The sequence below is a fragment of the Methylobacterium sp. TK31 genome (assembly GCF_055361545.1).
Map to the genome: position 1 here is coordinate 831,976 of NZ_CM143964.1, position 15,131 is coordinate 847,106.

The window sequence follows — 15,131 nt, forward strand, 5'->3', positions numbered from 1 at the left end:
GGCCTGGTCCAGGACGCCGCCGCGTCCTACGGCATCGCGTTGCGCGGGGCGGCGGCGACGAGCCGGTGCCCCGAGACCTCGGCGCCGGCCTCCGGGCTGAGCCGCCGGAACGGGAAGAACGACATCACCGAGATCAGCGCCACCGCCAGGAAGGCGGGGCCGAAATCCTGCGCCGCGATCTCGGTGCGGCCGTGCAGGGCGGCGGCCCCCTCCAGGGCCAGCGCCCCGAGGGAGACCCCGAGGCTGAGCGAGAGCTGCTGCGCCACGCTGGCGAGGCTCGTCGCGGCGCTCATCTCACGGCTTTCCAGCTCAGCATACGCGATGGCGTTGACGCAGGTGAATTGCAGCGAGCGCACGCAGCCGCCGATCAGCAGCACGCAGATGATGACCGCGTGCGGAGTCTCGGCGGTGAAGAGCCCGTTCACCGCCAGGAAGGCCGAGGCGACCAGGGCGTTGACGAGCATCACCCGGCGGAAGCCGTAGGCCCGCAGGATGCGCGGACCGATGATCTTGATCAGGAGCGCGCCGGCCGCCGCCGCGAAGGTGATCAGCCCCGACCGGAGCGGATCGAGGCCGAAGCCGATCTGCAGCATCAGCGGCAGCAGGAAGGGGATCGCGCCGGTGCCGATCCGGAACAGGCTGCCGCCGGTCACCGCCGCCCGGAAGGTCGGATACCGCAGCAGGTCGAGGCGGATCACCGGGTTGGCGCGGTCGCGCGAATGCCGGAAGTACAGGATCAGGAACCCGCAGCCGGCGCCGAGACAGACCCAGGACAGGCCGTCCGGCAGGAGTTGCCGGCCGGTGGAGGCGAGGCCGAGCATCAGCGTGGCGAGGCCGAGCCCGGAGAGCAGGAAGCCGAGGACGTCGAGGGGCGGGCGCTCGGCCTCGCGGATGTTCTCGAAGTAGATCGTCGAGAGCACGATGCCGGCGATGCCGATCGGGATGTTGATGAAGAAGATCCAGCGCCAGTCGAAATAGGTGGTGATGAAGCCACCCAGCGGCGGACCGAAGATCGGCCCGATCAGGGCCGGGATCGTCAGGTAGGCGAGGGCGCTGACGAGTTCGCTCTTGGGCACGCTGCGCAGGATCACGAGGCGCCCCACCGGCACCATCATGGCGCCCCCGAGCCCCTGGAAGAACCGGGCCGCCACGAAGCCGGCGAGCGAGTTCGAGGCCGCGCAGGCCAGCGACCCGGCCATGAACACCCCGAGCGCGACCCGGAACACGGTGCGGGCCCCGAACCGGTCGGCCATCCAGCCGCTGATCGGGATGAAGATCGCGAGGCTGACGAGATAGGCGGTCAGCGCGAGCTTCAGGGCGATCGGGTCCTCGTTCAGGCTCCGGGCGATGGCCGGGAGCGCGGTGGCGATCACGGTGGAATCGGTGTTCTCCATGAACAGCGCGGTGGCGACGACGAGGGGGACGATCTGGGACGTACGCATCGGCGAGACATAGGTCCGGTCGGGCCGTCCGGGTGCCTCCGGCGCACGAAAAGTGATCCCGCGGCCCGTGCGCGTCGGGTGACGAAGCGCACGGGATGAAAGCGGCATGTCGCATGTGCAGGGCCCGACGCCCCGGGCGGCGTGGCCCTGCGGCCACATCGGACCAGCATCGGACCGGGACCGGCGGCGCGCGCCTTTCCACATTGTTGCTGGAGCCGCTAAGCTCGACGGCATGATCGGACGCTGCGCGACTCCGCTTCGGAGTCGCGCCGGGCACCCCCTACCGCGACTCCAAGAAAGTCACCGATGCTTCCGAGGTTCGAACATCGACGCAGGCTGGCCGGCTTCGTCTCCTGCCTCGCGCTGGCGGCCGCCGTCGCCGGCTGCGGCACCGTCGTCCTGACGGAATCGGGCGCGCTGACCCGCTACGACCGCCTCGCGGCCAGCGACGAGACGGCGAGCTCTTCGCGGATCTTCGTCGATCCGGCGGCCCTGGCGGCCACCCGGACCGTGCGGATCGTGCCCACCACCTTCTCCGAGGTCGTGGCCCCGGGCCTGACGCCGGCCGAGCGCAAGCTCGTCGCCAACGCGGCCGACCGGGCGCTCTGCTACGAACTCTCCCTGCGCTACGACGTGGTCACCGGCCGAAAGGCCGATCTCACCGTCCGCTCGGCGGTGACCCGGATCGACCTCACCAACGTGCCGGCCGCCGGTGCCACCGTGGCGACCTCGGCGGGCATCACCATCGCGTCCCAGCTCGGCGCCGGCTTCGCGACGGCGGTGGGCCGCGTCCCGATTCCCCGCATCCCGATCGGGCTCGGCAGCCTGACGGTGGAGGCCGAGGCCCTCGACGGCCGCAACGTGCAACGGGCCGCCATGGTCTGGGGCGGGGCGAGCAACGCCTTCACCAACCAGGCCCGGTTCTCGCCGGCCAGCGACGCCTACGACCTCGCCGGCGAGTTCGGCCAGGATTTCGGCTTCTACCTCGCCACCGGCCAGGACCCGTTCAAGGCGCCGCTGACGCTGCCGACCTACGACCGCGTCCGCATCACCACCCTGGGCGAAGCGCCCCTCGATCCGGATTGCGAGGCCTTCGGCCGCGCCCCCGGCCTCGACGGCATCCTCGGCGACTACGTCGGCGCGCCGCCGGAATGGACCGACAAGGGACCGGCCGAAGGGCTGCCGGGCGCGCCGCGAGGCGTGCGCTAGGCGCAACCCCCACAGGAGAACGGCGCCGGGAGCGCATTTTCCTGTCAAGGGCGATCACCGGCGCCTTTGCGCCGGTTCCCCGCGCATGATACTGGCCCGTGCCAACCCAGTGACGTCGGAGCGCCCGCGAGGGCCCGGCGCAACACCCGTTCCGGAGTTGGTTCATGGCCCGCATCACCGCTGATTCCATCATCGAGGGCCTGACCTTCGACGATGTCCTGCTGCGCCCCGCAGCCTCCTCGGTGATGCCCACCGACGTGAAGATCGCGAGCCGGCTCACCCGCTCGATCCACCTCAACCTGCCGATCCTGGCCTCCGCCATGGACACCGTCACCGAGGCGCCGATGGCGATCGCCATGGCGCAGAACGGCGGCATGGGCGTCATCCACCGCAACCTCGAGCCGGCCGAGCAGGCCGAGCAGGTCCGCCTCGTCAAGAAGTACGAGTCGGGCATGGTGCTGAACCCCATCACCATCCACCCGGACGAGACCCTGGCGGACGCGTTCTCGCTGATGAAGCAGAACCGCATCTCCGGTATCCCGGTGGTGGAGCGCGGCCCCAACGGCTCCCGCGGCAAGCTCGTCGGCATCCTCACCAACCGCGACGTGCGCTTCGCCACGAACTCGTCCGAGACCGTCGCCGACCTGATGACCCGCGACCGGCTCATCACCGTCCGCGAGGGCGTCAGCCAGGACGAGGCCAAGCGCCTGCTGCACCAGTTCCGCATCGAGAAGCTGCTCGTCGTCGACGACCATTACCGCTGCATCGGCCTGATCACGGTCAAGGACATCGAGAAGCAGGTCGCCTATCCGGGCGCGGTCAAGGACGAGCAGGGCCGCCTGCGGGTCGCCGCCGCCACGACCACCGGCGACAGCGGCTTCGAGCGGGCCGAGCGCCTGATCGACGCGGGCTGCGACGTCATCGTGGTCGACACCGCCCACGGCCACTCGATCAAGGTGCTCGACGCCGTGCGCCGGGTGAAGCAGCTCTCCAACGCCGTGCAGGTGGTGGCCGGCAACGTCGCGACCCGCGACGGCGCCCAGGCCCTGATCGATGCCGGCGCGGACGCCATCAAGGTCGGCATCGGCCCGGGCTCGATCTGCACCACCCGCATCGTCGCCGGCGTCGGCGTGCCCCAGCTCACCGCCCTGATGGAGGCCGTCGAGGCCGCTCACGGCGCCGACGTGCCGGTGATCGCCGACGGCGGCATCAAGTACTCCGGCGACCTCGCCAAGGCGATCGCGGCCGGCGCCTCCGTCGCCATGCTGGGCTCGCTGCTCGCCGGCACCGACGAGGCCCCCGGTGAGGTGTTCCTGCACCAGGGCCGCTCCTACAAGAGCTACCGCGGCATGGGATCGGTGGGCGCCATGGCCCGCGGCTCCGCCGACCGCTACTTCCAGGCCGAGGTCAGCGATACCCACAAGCTGGTGCCCGAGGGCATCGAGGGACAGGTCCCCTACAAGGGTCCGGTGGCGGCGGTGCTGCACCAGCTCGCCGGCGGCCTGCGCGCCGCCATGGGCTATGTCGGCGCCCCGACGATCCCGGACTTCCAGGAGAAGGCGCAGTTCATCCGCATCACCAATGCGGGCCTGCGCGAGAGCCACGTCCACGACGTGACCATCACCCGCGAGAGCCCGAACTACCCCGGCCGCGCCTGACCCCGCGCCGCCCCTGCCCGTGCCGGAGGTCCGGCCGGGCGCCTGGCGCGGGCCTGCCCTGGCGCGGGCCTGCCCTGGCGAAGGAACCGCCGTGACCGTCCAAGCCATCCTGGCCCCCGTCTTCGCCCAGGTCTTCCTCACCTTCGCGCTGCTGTTCTGGACCGGGCGCACGCGCCTCTCCGCGCTGCGCGGGGGTGCCGTGAAGGACCGCGCGCTGTCGCTCGGCCAGCGCAACTGGCCGGCCCCGGCCCAGCAGGCCGCCAACACCTTCTCGAACCAGTTCGAGATCCCGGTCCTGTTCTACGTCCTCGTCGGCTTCGCCCTGGCGACGCGCAAGGCCGACCTGCTCTTCGTCGTCCTGGCCTGGGTCTTCGTGGCGACGCGGTTCGTCCACGCGGGAATCTACCTCACGACGAATCACGTCCCGTCCCGGTTCCGGGCCTATACCGCCGGGACGCTGGTGCTGCTGGCGATGTGGATCGTCTTCGCGGCCCGGATTTTCTGGGCGCCGATCGGCGCCTGACCCGCTACGAAGACGCGGGTTCGACGGAATCGGGGCCCGATGAGGCCGTGATCCACCAACGACGAGAGGGATGAGACCATGCGCGTGCTCGTTGTCGGCGCCGGCGCCACCGGTGGATACTTTGGGGCACGCCTCGCCGAGGCCGGCCGCGACGTCACCTTCCTGGTCCGTCCGGCCCGTGCCGAGACGCTCGCCCGCGACGGCCTCAGGGTCGTGAGTCCCGCAGGCGACCTGCACATCCCGGCGCCCCGGATGGTGACCGCCGCGGACCTCGCCGCCGGCCGGGGCGGCGCCTTCGACCTCGTGCTGTTCTCGTGCAAGGCCTACGATCTGGACAGCGCCATCGCCGACGTCCGGCCGGCGGTCGGACCCGGCACCGCGATCCTGCCCGTGCTCAACGGAATGCGCCACCTCGACGCGCTCGACCTGGTATACGGCGCGGACCGGGTGCTCGGCGGCGCCTGCGCGATCGTCGCGACCCTCGGCCCCGCGGGCGAGATCCGCCAGATGAATCCGCTCCACACCCTCACCTACGGCGAGCGGGCCGGCGGCCGGTCCGCCCGGGTCGAGGCCATCGAGGCCCTGATGCGGGGCGCGAACTTCCAGCCCCGCCTCAGCGAGAGCATGGTCCTGGAAATGTGGGAGAAATGGAGTTTCCTGGCGACGCTCGCCGGCTCCACCTGCCTGATGCGCGCCACCATCGGCGACATCGTCGCCGCCCCGGGCGGACTCGCCTTCATCGAGGCGCTGATGGAGGAATGCCGTTCCATCGCCGAGGCCGCCGGCTACGCACCGCGGCCGACCGCGATGGACAACACCCGCAAGACCCTGACCGCCGAGGGCTCGGCCTTCACCGCCTCAATGCTGCGCGACATCGAGGGAGGCGCCCGCATCGAAGCCGACCACATCATCGGCGACCTGATCGCGCGGGCCCCCGACGCGACCGGGCACCCGATGCTCGACCGCGTCTACACCCATCTCAAGGCCTACGAGAACCGCCGCACCCGCGAGGCAGCGGCCGCGAAGCCTCAGTAGCGAGGTCCAGGCGGCGGCGGCGCGCCGTATTCGAGCTGCGTCTTGGCATCGAGCCGGCGCGGGGGCGGTGCCGACAGGTCAGGGGCGGCGGGGGCCGTGGAACAGGCGGCAACCGCCAGCATGACGAGGCCGGCGAGGCTGAGATGGATGACGGGGGACATGAGGTTCTCTAAAGCTCCGGGCATCCGCTCCGCGCGGCGCCATGGCACAAGCTGAGCCGTAAACCCGCCGGAAGCTCGACCGTATTGTGTTCGGTCGTCGCCTGAAGCGTGGCCGTATCGCGGCACCGGACCGAGATGCCGACGAGATTGTTGAAGAACCCGAGGACCTTACCCTGACACCCCCCGCCCGCCTTTCCGCTGCCATCGAGGTCCTCGCCGATATCGCCGCGCGCCGCCGCCCCGCCGCCGATGCCCTGAAGGACTGGGGCCTCTCCCACCGCTTCGCCGGATCGGGCGACCGGGCCGCCATCGCCAGTCTCGTCTACGACGCCCTGCGCCGTCGCGCCTCCGCCGCCTGGATCATGGCCGATGAGAGCCCGCGGAGCCTCGTCATCGGCACGCTGCGGCTTCAGTACGGCCTCGCCGCTCCCACCGTCGCGCAGATGTTCAGCGGGGAGCGCTTCGCCCCGGCACCCCTGACGGCGGACGAGCATGTTCGCTTGGCCGAGGGGACCCTGGTCGGCGCGCCGTTGCACGTCGCCGGCGACGTGCCCGAATGGGTCCTACCTTCCCTCGAAGCAACCTTCGGCGCTGAGATCCTGGACGAACTGCGCGCCCTCGGCCGCCGCGCGCCCCTGGATATCCGGATCAATACCCTGAAGCGCAGCCGGGTGGAGGCTCTGGCCGGCCTTGCTCATCTCGCGCCGGAGCCGACTCCATATGCGCCGAACGGCCTGCGCATCCCCATCGGCGAGGACGGGCGCGGCCCCGCCCTGCATGTCGAGCCGGAGTTTATTGACGGCTGGTATGAGATCCAGGACGAGGGCTCGCAGCTCGCGAGCCTGCTGAGCGGTGCGCGGCCCGGCGAGACCGTGATCGACCTCTGCGCCGGCGGTGGTGGGAAGACCCTGAGCCTGGCCGCGATGATGGCAAATTCCGGGCGGCTGGTAGCCAGCGACGATGATCCGCGCCGACTTGCTCCGATCCATGAGCGGCTGCGCCGCGCGGGCGCCGTCGCGGAAATCCGCACGCCCCGTGCCGGCAAGGCGCGCACCGACGTCCTCGGGGACCTCGACGGCAGCGCGGATCGTGTCCTCGTCGATGCGCCGTGCACCGGCTCCGGCACCTGGCGGCGCAATCCCGACGCCAAGTGGCGGATGCGCCCAAACGCCCTGACCACGCGCATCGCCGACCAGGCCACGGTGCTCGATCGGGCGACGCGGCTGGTGCGCCCGGGTGGGCGCATCACCTACGTGACCTGCTCGCTTCTGCCCGAGGAGAACGATGCGGCCATCGCGGGCCTTCTCGCGCGTCGTCCCGGCGATTTTTCGGTGGTCGCGGCCTCGGATGTCATCGCCGCCTGCACGCCCGGCGTCGCACCCGCCGTTGGTCTCACCCGGCACGGGCTGCAGATGAGTCCCGCCCGTACGGGGACCGACGGCTTCTACGTCGCCACGCTGGAACGCAGGGGCTGAAAACGAGAAATGGCCCTGCGAAGGGCCATTCCGGAAGTCCCAGAGGTCTCTTGCAAGAGACCGCAGCGCGCCCGCTCGAAAGCGGCGCGATCCACCTCCTAGAAGCAGCGGCGCTTGCGTACCACGACCACCCGGCCCAGGGGCCCGCGGCGCTTGGTGACCACGGTCTTGCAACGGGGGCCGCGGATCACCCGGCGCTCGACGATGCGAACCTGCTCGATGCCGCTCGCCGGTGCGACGCCGGCCGGAACCGGCAGTGCGGAGGCGGAGGTGGCGCCGAAGCCTGCGAGGGCGAGGCTGGCAATCCCGAAGATGGTGGCTCTCATGGCTGAGGCTCCTGTTCGTTGCTGGGGCGCACGGTGTCGACGCTCCGCCGTGAACAACCGGTTAACGCATGCCGGCGCCACATCCCCAGCCGGATCGCCGCTGCAGGGCGGCTGTGCGGGCCCCTCCGTTGCACCGGATCGAGGCCTCGTCTAACTCCGGTTCTATGACTACAGAGCACGACAAGATCCTCATCGTCGATTTCGGCAGCCAGGTGACGCAGCTCATCGCGCGCCGCGTCCGCGAAGAGGGGGTCTATTGCGAGATCGTCCCCTTCACGAAGGCGGCCGAAGCGTTTGCCGAGACGAAGCCCAAGGGCGTAATCCTCTCGGGGGGACCTGAATCGGTGACCACCGAGGCCTCCCCCCGGACGCCGCAGATCGTCTTCGATTCCGGCGTGCCGGTCTTCGGCATCTGCTACGGGCAGCAGACCATGGCCGCTCAGCTCGGTGGCGAGGTCGAGGGTGGACATCATGCCGAGTTCGGCCGGGCGGAGATCGAGATCCTGTCGGAATGTCCCCTGTTCAAGGGTGTCTGGCATGTGGGCGAGCACTATCCCGTCTGGATGAGCCACGGTGACCGCGTCACCAAACTGCCGGATGGCTTCACCACCGTGGCGATGTCGAAGAACGCTCCGTTCGCGGCCGTGGCGGACGAGGCTCGCGGCTACTACGCGGTCCAGTTCCACCCCGAAGTCGCGCATACGCCGCATGGCGCCCTCCTGATCCGCAATTTCGTTCGCGACATCGCCGGCTGCTCCGGCGACTGGACCATGGGCGCCTACCGCGAAGAGGCGATCGAGAAGATTCGCACGCAGGTCGGCAAGGAGCGGGTGATCTGCGGCCTATCCGGCGGTGTCGACTCCGCCGTGGCGGCGGTGCTCATCCACGAGGCGATCGGCGAGCAGCTCACCTGCGTCTTCGTGGATCACGGCCTCCTGCGCATGGGCGAGGCCGAGGAGGTCGTTCGCCTCTTCCGCGACCACTACAACATTCCCCTTGTGCACGTCGAAGCGCAGGAACTATTCCTCGGCGAGTTGACCGGCGTCAGCGACCCGGAGCAGAAGCGCAAGACGATCGGGCGCCTGTTCATCGACGTGTTCGAGGCGGAGTCGAAGAAGATCGGCGGCGCGGCCTTCCTCGCCCAGGGCACCCTCTATCCGGATGTGATCGAGAGCGTCTCCTTCACGGGCGGCCCCTCCGTCACGATCAAGTCCCACCACAATGTCGGAGGCCTGCCCGAGCGCATGAACATGCAGCTCGTCGAGCCCCTGCGGGAATTGTTCAAGGACGAGGTTCGGGTGCTTGGGAAGGAACTCGGGCTTCCGGAGGCCTTCGTCGGCCGGCACCCCTTCCCGGGGCCGGGCCTCGCCATCCGCTGCCCGGGCACGATCACCCCGGAAAAGCTGGAAGCGTTGCGCAAGGCGGATGCCATCTACCTCGAAGAGATCCGCAAGGCCGGACTCTACGACACGATCTGGCAGGCCTTCGCGGTGATCCTGCCCGTGAAGACCGTCGGCGTGATGGGCGACGGCCGCACCTACGACCACGTCTGCGCCCTGCGCGCCGTGACCTCGGTCGATGGCATGACGGCCGATTTCTTCCCATTCGACATGACGTTCCTGGGCCGCGTCGCAACCCGGATCATCAACGAGGTCAAGGGAATCAACCGCGTGACCTACGACATCACCTCGAAGCCCCCCGGCACGATCGAGTGGGAGTGAGGGTTTATTCGTTGCCGCTCGATCGAAAGATTTCTCCGTCACCCACATAGCCACCGGCAAAATAAAACTTCTTTCGAGGGCGAAGACCCTTGCTGCAAGCAATTTGGCATGTAGTATACCAAAGGTCCCTCCCAGGGATTCATGTGACGCAACTTTAACCCCGCAAACCCTAGGGTCTGCGGGGTTTTGTCGTCCCGATCTTCGGCGTGACCAGATATCGGATTTGAAGACGAGAACGGAAAGGCGACGTCGAATTTCAAGTCACCGGGGCTCCCGCGTCATTGGCAGGGAGGACGTGTCCGCTCCGGGATTTGTGATGCGACTAAAACTGAATCGGTCACGCTTGTATCTCGGGCGGGGGCCCTCTACAGACCGACGCGCCATCCGGTCGGGTCGGATTAGTTCACACACGCGAAGACGCGCGAGATTCATCCGATGACTGACCCTCAGGGTTCGTTCGCTCCACTCGCCGGCCTGAAGCATCGCACGCAGATCTCAATTCTGTTAGCCGCCTCAATCCTTTGCGTTGCTGGATTTCTGTGGCTCCCCGGCACATTCGCGGGTGCCGCGACCTCACCGACGCCGGCTGCGGTCACGGTCGCGCCGTCAGGTCCGGGCGAATTCGTCCTCAGCGCCGACCAGCTCGCGGCCATCGAAACCGAGACGGTCGAACAGCGCCTATTCTACGAGGAGATCACCACCGAGGGTAAGATCGGCGTCGACGAGTATCAGGCGACACCGGTGTTCTCGCCCTATCCCGGCCGCGTCATCGCGATCTTCGCGCGCACCGGCGAGCAGGTACAGAAGGGCGAACGCCTGTTCTCGATCCAGGCGAACGAGATGGTCCAGGCGCAGAACGACTATCTCGCTGCCCTCAACGTGCTCGCGAAGGCCCGTTCGCAGCTCGGCTACGCCCAGGCCGCCGAGAAGCGTCTGCACGACCTCTACGATTCGCGGGTCACCACCCTGCGTGAACTCCAGTCGGCGCAAAACGACCTGAATACCGCCACCAATGACGCCCGGACGGCCGAGGTCGGCCTCGAAGCGGTGCGCAACCGGCTGCGCATCCTCGGACTGCGCGACGACGAGGTCGCCAACCTGCAGAAGGGTTCGATCAACCCTGAGACGGCGATTAACGCGCCGCTCAAGGGAACCATCATCCAGCGTAAGATCGGGCCGGGCCAGTATGTCGGCACTGGCGGCGGTGATCCTTCCTACATCATCGGCGACCTGTCCAAAGTCTGGTTGATTGCGCAGCTGCGCGAGCCGGATGCCGCCAAGGTCGATCTCGGCGACCGCCTCAAGTTCCGGGTCCTGGCCTACCCCGACAAGGTCTTCGAGGGTCGGATCAACTTCATCGGTTCCTCGGTCGATCCCGCGACCCGGCGCATCACGGTCCGGGCCGACATCGACAACAGCCAGAACCTGCTGAAGCCCGAGATGTACGCCACCGTGCGCATCATCAACGAGCGCGAGACCCTGTCTCAATCGGTCCCGCGCGCCGCGGTGGTGCTGGAGGGCAGCAAGGCCAGCGTCTGGGTGCTCAAGGCCGACAATTCGGTCGAGAACCGTCGCGTCAAGCCCGGGATCATCGACGGAGCCAAGATCGAGATCCTCGAAGGGCTCGCGACGGGCGAGCGCGTGATCTCACGCGGCTCCCTGTTCATCGACCGGATGGTGACCCGAGGCTGATCCGTCGGCCTTCGGCAGCAGGAAACCCACCCATGACCGGCCTTGTCCATCTCGCGCTGCGCCAGCGTGCCCTGGTGGTGCTCGCGTTCGTTCTGCTGCTGGCCTGCGGGCTCGTGGCGTTCCGGACCCTCAACATCGAGGCCTATCCCGACCCGACGCCGCCGATGATCGACGTGATCACGCAGGCGCCTGGCCTGTCGGGCGAGGAGATCGAACGCTACGTCACGGTGCCGATCGAGGTGATCACTTCGGGCCTGCCGAACCTGAAGCAAGTCCGTTCGGTCTCGCTCTACGGCCTGTCGGATGTGAAGTTGCAGTTCGGCTTTGAATTCAGCTACCGCGAGGCAGAGCAGCAGGTGCTGAACCGGCTGGCCCAGCTCGACGCTCTGCCGAACGGCGCCAAGCCCACCATCTCTCCAGTGAGTCCGATCGGCGAGATCTTTCGCTACAAGCTCACTGCCCCTGCGGGCTACAGCGTCCTCGATCTCAAGTCCCTCCAGGACTGGGTGCTGCGCCGACGCTTCCGGGCCGTGCCGGGCGTGATCGACGTGATCGGATGGGGCGGCAAGACCAAGACGTTCGACATCGCCGTCGACCTCGATCGGCTCACGGCCTACGGACTGACCCTGTCCGGCGTCGTGAAGACCCTCAACGACAGCAATCTCAATGTCGGCGGCAACCGAATCAATCTCGGCACCCAATCCGCGGTGGTGCGCGGCGTCGGCCTGATCCGTTCGACCGACGACATCGGCGACACCGTGCTGACGCAGTCGGGTGGCGCCCCGGTGCTGGTCAAGGATGTCGCGACCGTCACCATCGGGCATCAGCCGCGCCTCGGCATCGCCGGCATGAACGACGACGACGACATCGTGCAGGGAATCGTGCTGATGCGGCGCGGCGAGGAAAGCACACCGACGATCGAGGCCGTGCAGGCGGAGGTGGGCCGCATTGAGGCCATGGGCCTGCTGCCGCCCGGCGTGAAGATCGAGCGGATCTACGACCGCGCCGACCTCATCGCGGTCACGACCCATACGGTTCTGCACAACATGCTCGTCGGCATCGTGCTGATCCTGATCGTGCAGTGGCTGTTTCTCGGCAACCTGCGCAGCGCCCTCATCGTGGTAGCGACGATCCCCTTCGCGCTGTTCTTCGCGGTCATCATCCTGGTGGTGCGCGGCGAGTCGGCGAACCTGCTCTCCGTGGGAGCCCTCGATTTCGGGCTGATCGTCGACGGGACGGTGATCATGGTCGAGGCGATCTTCCGACGGCTCTCCGGTCACGGCGCCCCGACCGGGGAGATCGTGAGGCCGGGCCTCGCCGGGAAGCTTCTGCGCATCCGCCAGGCCTCGGGCGACGTCAGCCGCTCGATCGTCTTCGCGGCGATCATCATCGTGACCGGCTTCCTACCGCTCTTCACCCTCACGGGCGTGGAAGGGCACATCTTCGGGCCGATGGCGCAGACCTACGCCTATGCGCTTCTCGGCGGCCTCATCGCCACCTTCACGGTGACGCCGGTCCTCTCCGCCTACCTGCTGCCGGCCCATGTCGAGGAGGTCGAGACGATCCTCGTGCGGACGCTCGACCGTCTCTATCGACCCGCCATCCGCGCCGCGCTGGGCAACCGCATCCTCACCCTCGGTCTCGCATTGCTGCTCACCGCCGGCGTCGGCGTGGCGGGGCGCCAACTCGGCCTCGAATTCTTGCCCAAACTCGAAGAAGGCAATCTCTGGCTCCGCGCCACCATGCCGGCCACGATCTCGCTCGAGGAGGGCAACCTCTACGTTAACCGTATCCGCCGCATCATCGCCGCATTGCCCGAGGTCGAGAGCGTGGTCTCCCAGCACGGCCGGCCGGATGACGGCACGGACGCCGCAGGCTTCTTCAACGGGGAATTCTTCGCGCCTCTCAGACCGGCGGAGAAGTGGCGCCCCGGCATGACCAAGGATCGGATGGTCGGGGATCTGCTCGACCGGCTGCGCATCGACTTCCCCGGCGTCGAATTCAACGTCTCGCAATACCTGCAGGACAACGTGGCGGAGGCGGTCTCCGGCATCAAGGGCGAGAACTCCTTCAAGGTTTTCGGGTCCGATCTCGAAACCCTGACAGAGGTCGCCAACCGCGTCGAGGCGGTGCTGCGCAAGGTGCCCGGCGTCACCGATCTCGGCGTGTTCACGTCGCTGGGCCAGCCTACGGTGCAAATCGACGTCGATCGCGTCCGCGCGGCGCGCTACGGCCTCACCCCCGGTGACATCAACGCTACCGTGCGCACCGCCATCGGTGGCGACAGCGCCGGTGATCTCTACGACAGCGGGTCGGACCGACACTACCCGATCGTCATCCGCCTTGCCGAACAGTTCCGCCAAAGCGTCGCCTCCATCCGCAATCTGCGCATCTCGGGTCAGGGGCCGAACGGCACGCTGATGCAGGTACCCCTCAGCGAGGTCGCCCAGGTCGCCCTCGTCTCGGGCCCGGCCTACATCTATCGAGAAGGCCAGGAGCGTTACCTGCCAGTGAAGTTCAGCGTGCGCGATCGCGATCTCGGCAGTGCGATTCTGGAAGCGCGCGAGCGCGTCAACACCGAGGTCAGCTTGCCGCGCGGCTACCGCTTGGAACTCGTGGGCGAGTTCAATAACATGCAGGGCGCGTTGGCGCGGCTGTCGGTGACGGTGCCGATCGCCATCGGCCTGATCGCGATCCTGCTGTTCATGAACTTCGGATCGGTCATCGACATGCTGCTGGCCCTCAGCGTCATCCCGATGGCTGCGGCCGGCGGTGTTCTGGCCCTGGTGATCACGGACACACCCTTCAGCGTTTCCGCGGCGATCGGCTTCATCGCGCTCCTCGGCATCGCCGTGATGGACGGCATCATCGTGCTGTCGCACTTCAACGGACTGATCGCCGAGGGTGACGAGCGGGTGCGGGCGATGCTGCGCACCTGCCACACGCAGCTCCGTCCCGTGGTGATGACGTGCGTCGTCGCCGGCGTCGGTCTCCTGCCGGCCGCCTTCTCCAACGGTGTCGGCTCGCAGGTTCAGAAGCCCCTGGCGCTGGTCGTCGTCGGCGGCATGAGCCTGGCACCGCTCCTCATCCTGCTGATCCTGCCGGTGCTGATCCTCACGCTGTCGCGGCGAAAACCCGGACCGGTCGAGGATGAGGACGAAATCGTGCCGACGACGGCTTCACGGCCAGCATCGATGACGGTCTGACTCGGAGGAGTCGGGCGCTGAGAGCGCCGGCGTAGCGGTCAAAAAGATGGAGGTTCGGGTAAGCCGTCGACGGGGCGCCTAGGTGTGCAGTCCCGGAGTGTGATGGTGCATTATTGGCGCTGGGGCGTCAGGCGTAGGGTGCACTATGGCAGGAGTCCTTCACGGCAACGCCCGCACGACACTGCGTATTCGAGCCGAGCTCCAAGCGTCGAAAGAAAGTAGCCGCTCCCTAGCCGCTCAGTATGGCCTGAACCCGAAGACAGTCGCGAAATGGCGCAAGCGGACGGTGACAACAGATGCGCCGATGGGGCCGACGCCCGAGAGCACAGTCCTGACGCCGGCTGAGGAGGCGATTGTGGTCGAGTTCCGGAGGCGAACGCTGCTACCGCTCGACGATGTTTTAGGCTGCCTGCGCGATACTATCCCCCATTTGAGCCGCTCGCCCCTTCATCGCTGTCTGCAACGGCACAACATCTCTCGCCTTCCGGCGGCCGAGACGGCGCAGACGCGCAAGCGGTTCAACACTTACGAGATCGGTTACGTCCGTATCGACAGATGCCGCGGGTAGATCGGCGGCGGCGGCGAAGGGAATGCCGGTGACGCTGCTCCAAGTTTGAACGATGAGGTCGTCGGAGTCGAGACCGAGGCGGTTGAGTGCCTGATCAACGCGAGAGCCACTTTCT

11 protein-coding genes and 1 pseudogene are annotated in these 15,131 nt (G+C 68.0%); 9 read left to right on the top strand and 3 right to left on the bottom strand.

Annotation, left to right across the window (positions count from 1 at the left end; translation table 11 throughout):
• Positions 1 to 26 precede the first annotated feature (26 nt).
• Positions 27 to 1,442 (bottom strand): DHA2 family efflux MFS transporter permease subunit, encoded by a 1,416-nt coding sequence (locus tag ACXJY8_RS03730; RefSeq protein WP_463776144.1) that lies wholly within the window; start codon positions 1,440 to 1,442, stop codon positions 27 to 29.
• Positions 1,443 to 1,748: 306 nt separating this feature from the next.
• On the opposite strand from ACXJY8_RS03730, the gene ACXJY8_RS03735 reads away from it, so the two are divergent.
• From ACXJY8_RS03735 to panE, 4 genes are all read left to right on the top strand, one after another.
• The gene (locus ACXJY8_RS03735) at positions 1,749 to 2,651 is read left to right on the top strand and encodes a DUF3313 domain-containing protein (protein WP_463776145.1); all 903 of its coding nucleotides are present in this window, start codon (positions 1,749 to 1,751) and stop codon (positions 2,649 to 2,651) included.
• A 164-nt stretch (positions 2,652 to 2,815) separates the two neighbouring features.
• Positions 2,816 to 4,309: an IMP dehydrogenase gene (gene guaB, locus ACXJY8_RS03740; RefSeq protein ID WP_463776146.1), complete on the top strand. Its 1,494-nt coding sequence runs from the start codon at positions 2,816 to 2,818 to the stop codon at positions 4,307 to 4,309.
• A 91-nt stretch (positions 4,310 to 4,400) separates the two neighbouring features.
• The gene (locus tag ACXJY8_RS03745) at positions 4,401 to 4,832 is read left to right on the top strand and encodes an MAPEG family protein (protein WP_463776147.1); all 432 of its coding nucleotides are present in this window, start codon (positions 4,401 to 4,403) and stop codon (positions 4,830 to 4,832) included.
• A gap of 78 nt (positions 4,833 to 4,910) precedes the next feature.
• Positions 4,911 to 5,867, top strand: a complete 957-nt coding sequence (gene panE / locus ACXJY8_RS03750; protein ID WP_463776148.1) for a 2-dehydropantoate 2-reductase — start codon at positions 4,911 to 4,913, stop codon at positions 5,865 to 5,867.
• Here panE and ACXJY8_RS03755 read toward each other — a convergent pair.
• Positions 5,861 to 6,028 carry a hypothetical protein gene (locus ACXJY8_RS03755; RefSeq protein ID WP_463776149.1) on the bottom strand — a complete coding sequence of 56 codons (168 nt, stop codon included), beginning with the start codon at positions 6,026 to 6,028 and terminating at the stop codon, positions 5,861 to 5,863. The two genes, panE and ACXJY8_RS03755, sit on opposite strands and share 7 nt — an antisense overlap.
• Positions 6,029 to 6,201: 173 nt before the next feature.
• Between ACXJY8_RS03755 and ACXJY8_RS03760 the strand changes: the two genes are divergently transcribed.
• Positions 6,202 to 7,503: an RsmB/NOP family class I SAM-dependent RNA methyltransferase gene (locus ACXJY8_RS03760; RefSeq protein ID WP_463780349.1), complete on the top strand. Its 1,302-nt coding sequence runs from the start codon at positions 6,202 to 6,204 to the stop codon at positions 7,501 to 7,503.
• A gap of 98 nt (positions 7,504 to 7,601) precedes the next feature.
• Here the strand turns inward: ACXJY8_RS03760 and ACXJY8_RS03765 are convergent, their stop codons facing one another.
• Positions 7,602 to 7,829: a hypothetical protein gene (locus ACXJY8_RS03765; RefSeq protein WP_463776150.1), complete on the bottom strand. Its 228-nt coding sequence runs from the start codon at positions 7,827 to 7,829 to the stop codon at positions 7,602 to 7,604.
• A gap of 164 nt (positions 7,830 to 7,993) precedes the next feature.
• Between ACXJY8_RS03765 and guaA the strand changes: the two genes are divergently transcribed.
• The 4 genes and pseudogenes from guaA to ACXJY8_RS03785 all read left to right on the top strand — a co-directional run.
• Entirely contained in the window at positions 7,994 to 9,550 is a 1,557-nt protein-coding gene (gene guaA / locus ACXJY8_RS03770; protein ID WP_463776151.1) for a glutamine-hydrolyzing GMP synthase, read from the top strand.
• Positions 9,551 to 9,985: 435 nt separating this feature from the next.
• The gene (locus ACXJY8_RS03775) at positions 9,986 to 11,242 is read left to right on the top strand and encodes an efflux RND transporter periplasmic adaptor subunit (RefSeq protein WP_463776152.1); all 1,257 of its coding nucleotides are present in this window, start codon (positions 9,986 to 9,988) and stop codon (positions 11,240 to 11,242) included.
• A gap of 32 nt (positions 11,243 to 11,274) precedes the next feature.
• The gene (locus tag ACXJY8_RS03780; protein WP_463776153.1) at positions 11,275 to 14,448 is read left to right on the top strand and encodes an efflux RND transporter permease subunit; all 3,174 of its coding nucleotides are present in this window, start codon (positions 11,275 to 11,277) and stop codon (positions 14,446 to 14,448) included.
• 145 nt (positions 14,449 to 14,593) lie between these two features.
• Positions 14,594 to 15,007: pseudogene (locus tag ACXJY8_RS03785) on the top strand (transposase family protein); the annotation flags it as partial.
• Positions 15,008 to 15,131 lie beyond the last annotated feature (124 nt).

Excerpts from the sequence above, each read along its gene's own strand:
- guaA (WP_463776151.1), top strand. The coding sequence starts at position 7,994 with ATGACTACAGAGCACGACAAGATCCTCATCGTCGATTTCGGCAGCCAG.
- ACXJY8_RS03765 (WP_463776150.1), bottom strand. The coding sequence starts at position 7,829 with ATGAGAGCCACCATCTTCGGGATTGCCAGCCTCGCCCTCGCAGGCTTC.
- ACXJY8_RS03780 (WP_463776153.1), top strand. The coding sequence starts at position 11,275 with ATGACCGGCCTTGTCCATCTCGCGCTGCGCCAGCGTGCCCTGGTGGTG.
- ACXJY8_RS03735 (WP_463776145.1), top strand. The coding sequence starts at position 1,749 with ATGCTTCCGAGGTTCGAACATCGACGCAGGCTGGCCGGCTTCGTCTCC.
- panE (WP_463776148.1), top strand. The coding sequence starts at position 4,911 with ATGCGCGTGCTCGTTGTCGGCGCCGGCGCCACCGGTGGATACTTTGGG.
- ACXJY8_RS03775 (WP_463776152.1), top strand. The coding sequence starts at position 9,986 with ATGACTGACCCTCAGGGTTCGTTCGCTCCACTCGCCGGCCTGAAGCAT.
- guaB (WP_463776146.1), top strand. The coding sequence starts at position 2,816 with ATGGCCCGCATCACCGCTGATTCCATCATCGAGGGCCTGACCTTCGAC.
- ACXJY8_RS03730 (WP_463776144.1), bottom strand. The coding sequence starts at position 1,442 with ATGCGTACGTCCCAGATCGTCCCCCTCGTCGTCGCCACCGCGCTGTTC.
- ACXJY8_RS03755 (WP_463776149.1), bottom strand. The coding sequence starts at position 6,028 with ATGTCCCCCGTCATCCATCTCAGCCTCGCCGGCCTCGTCATGCTGGCG.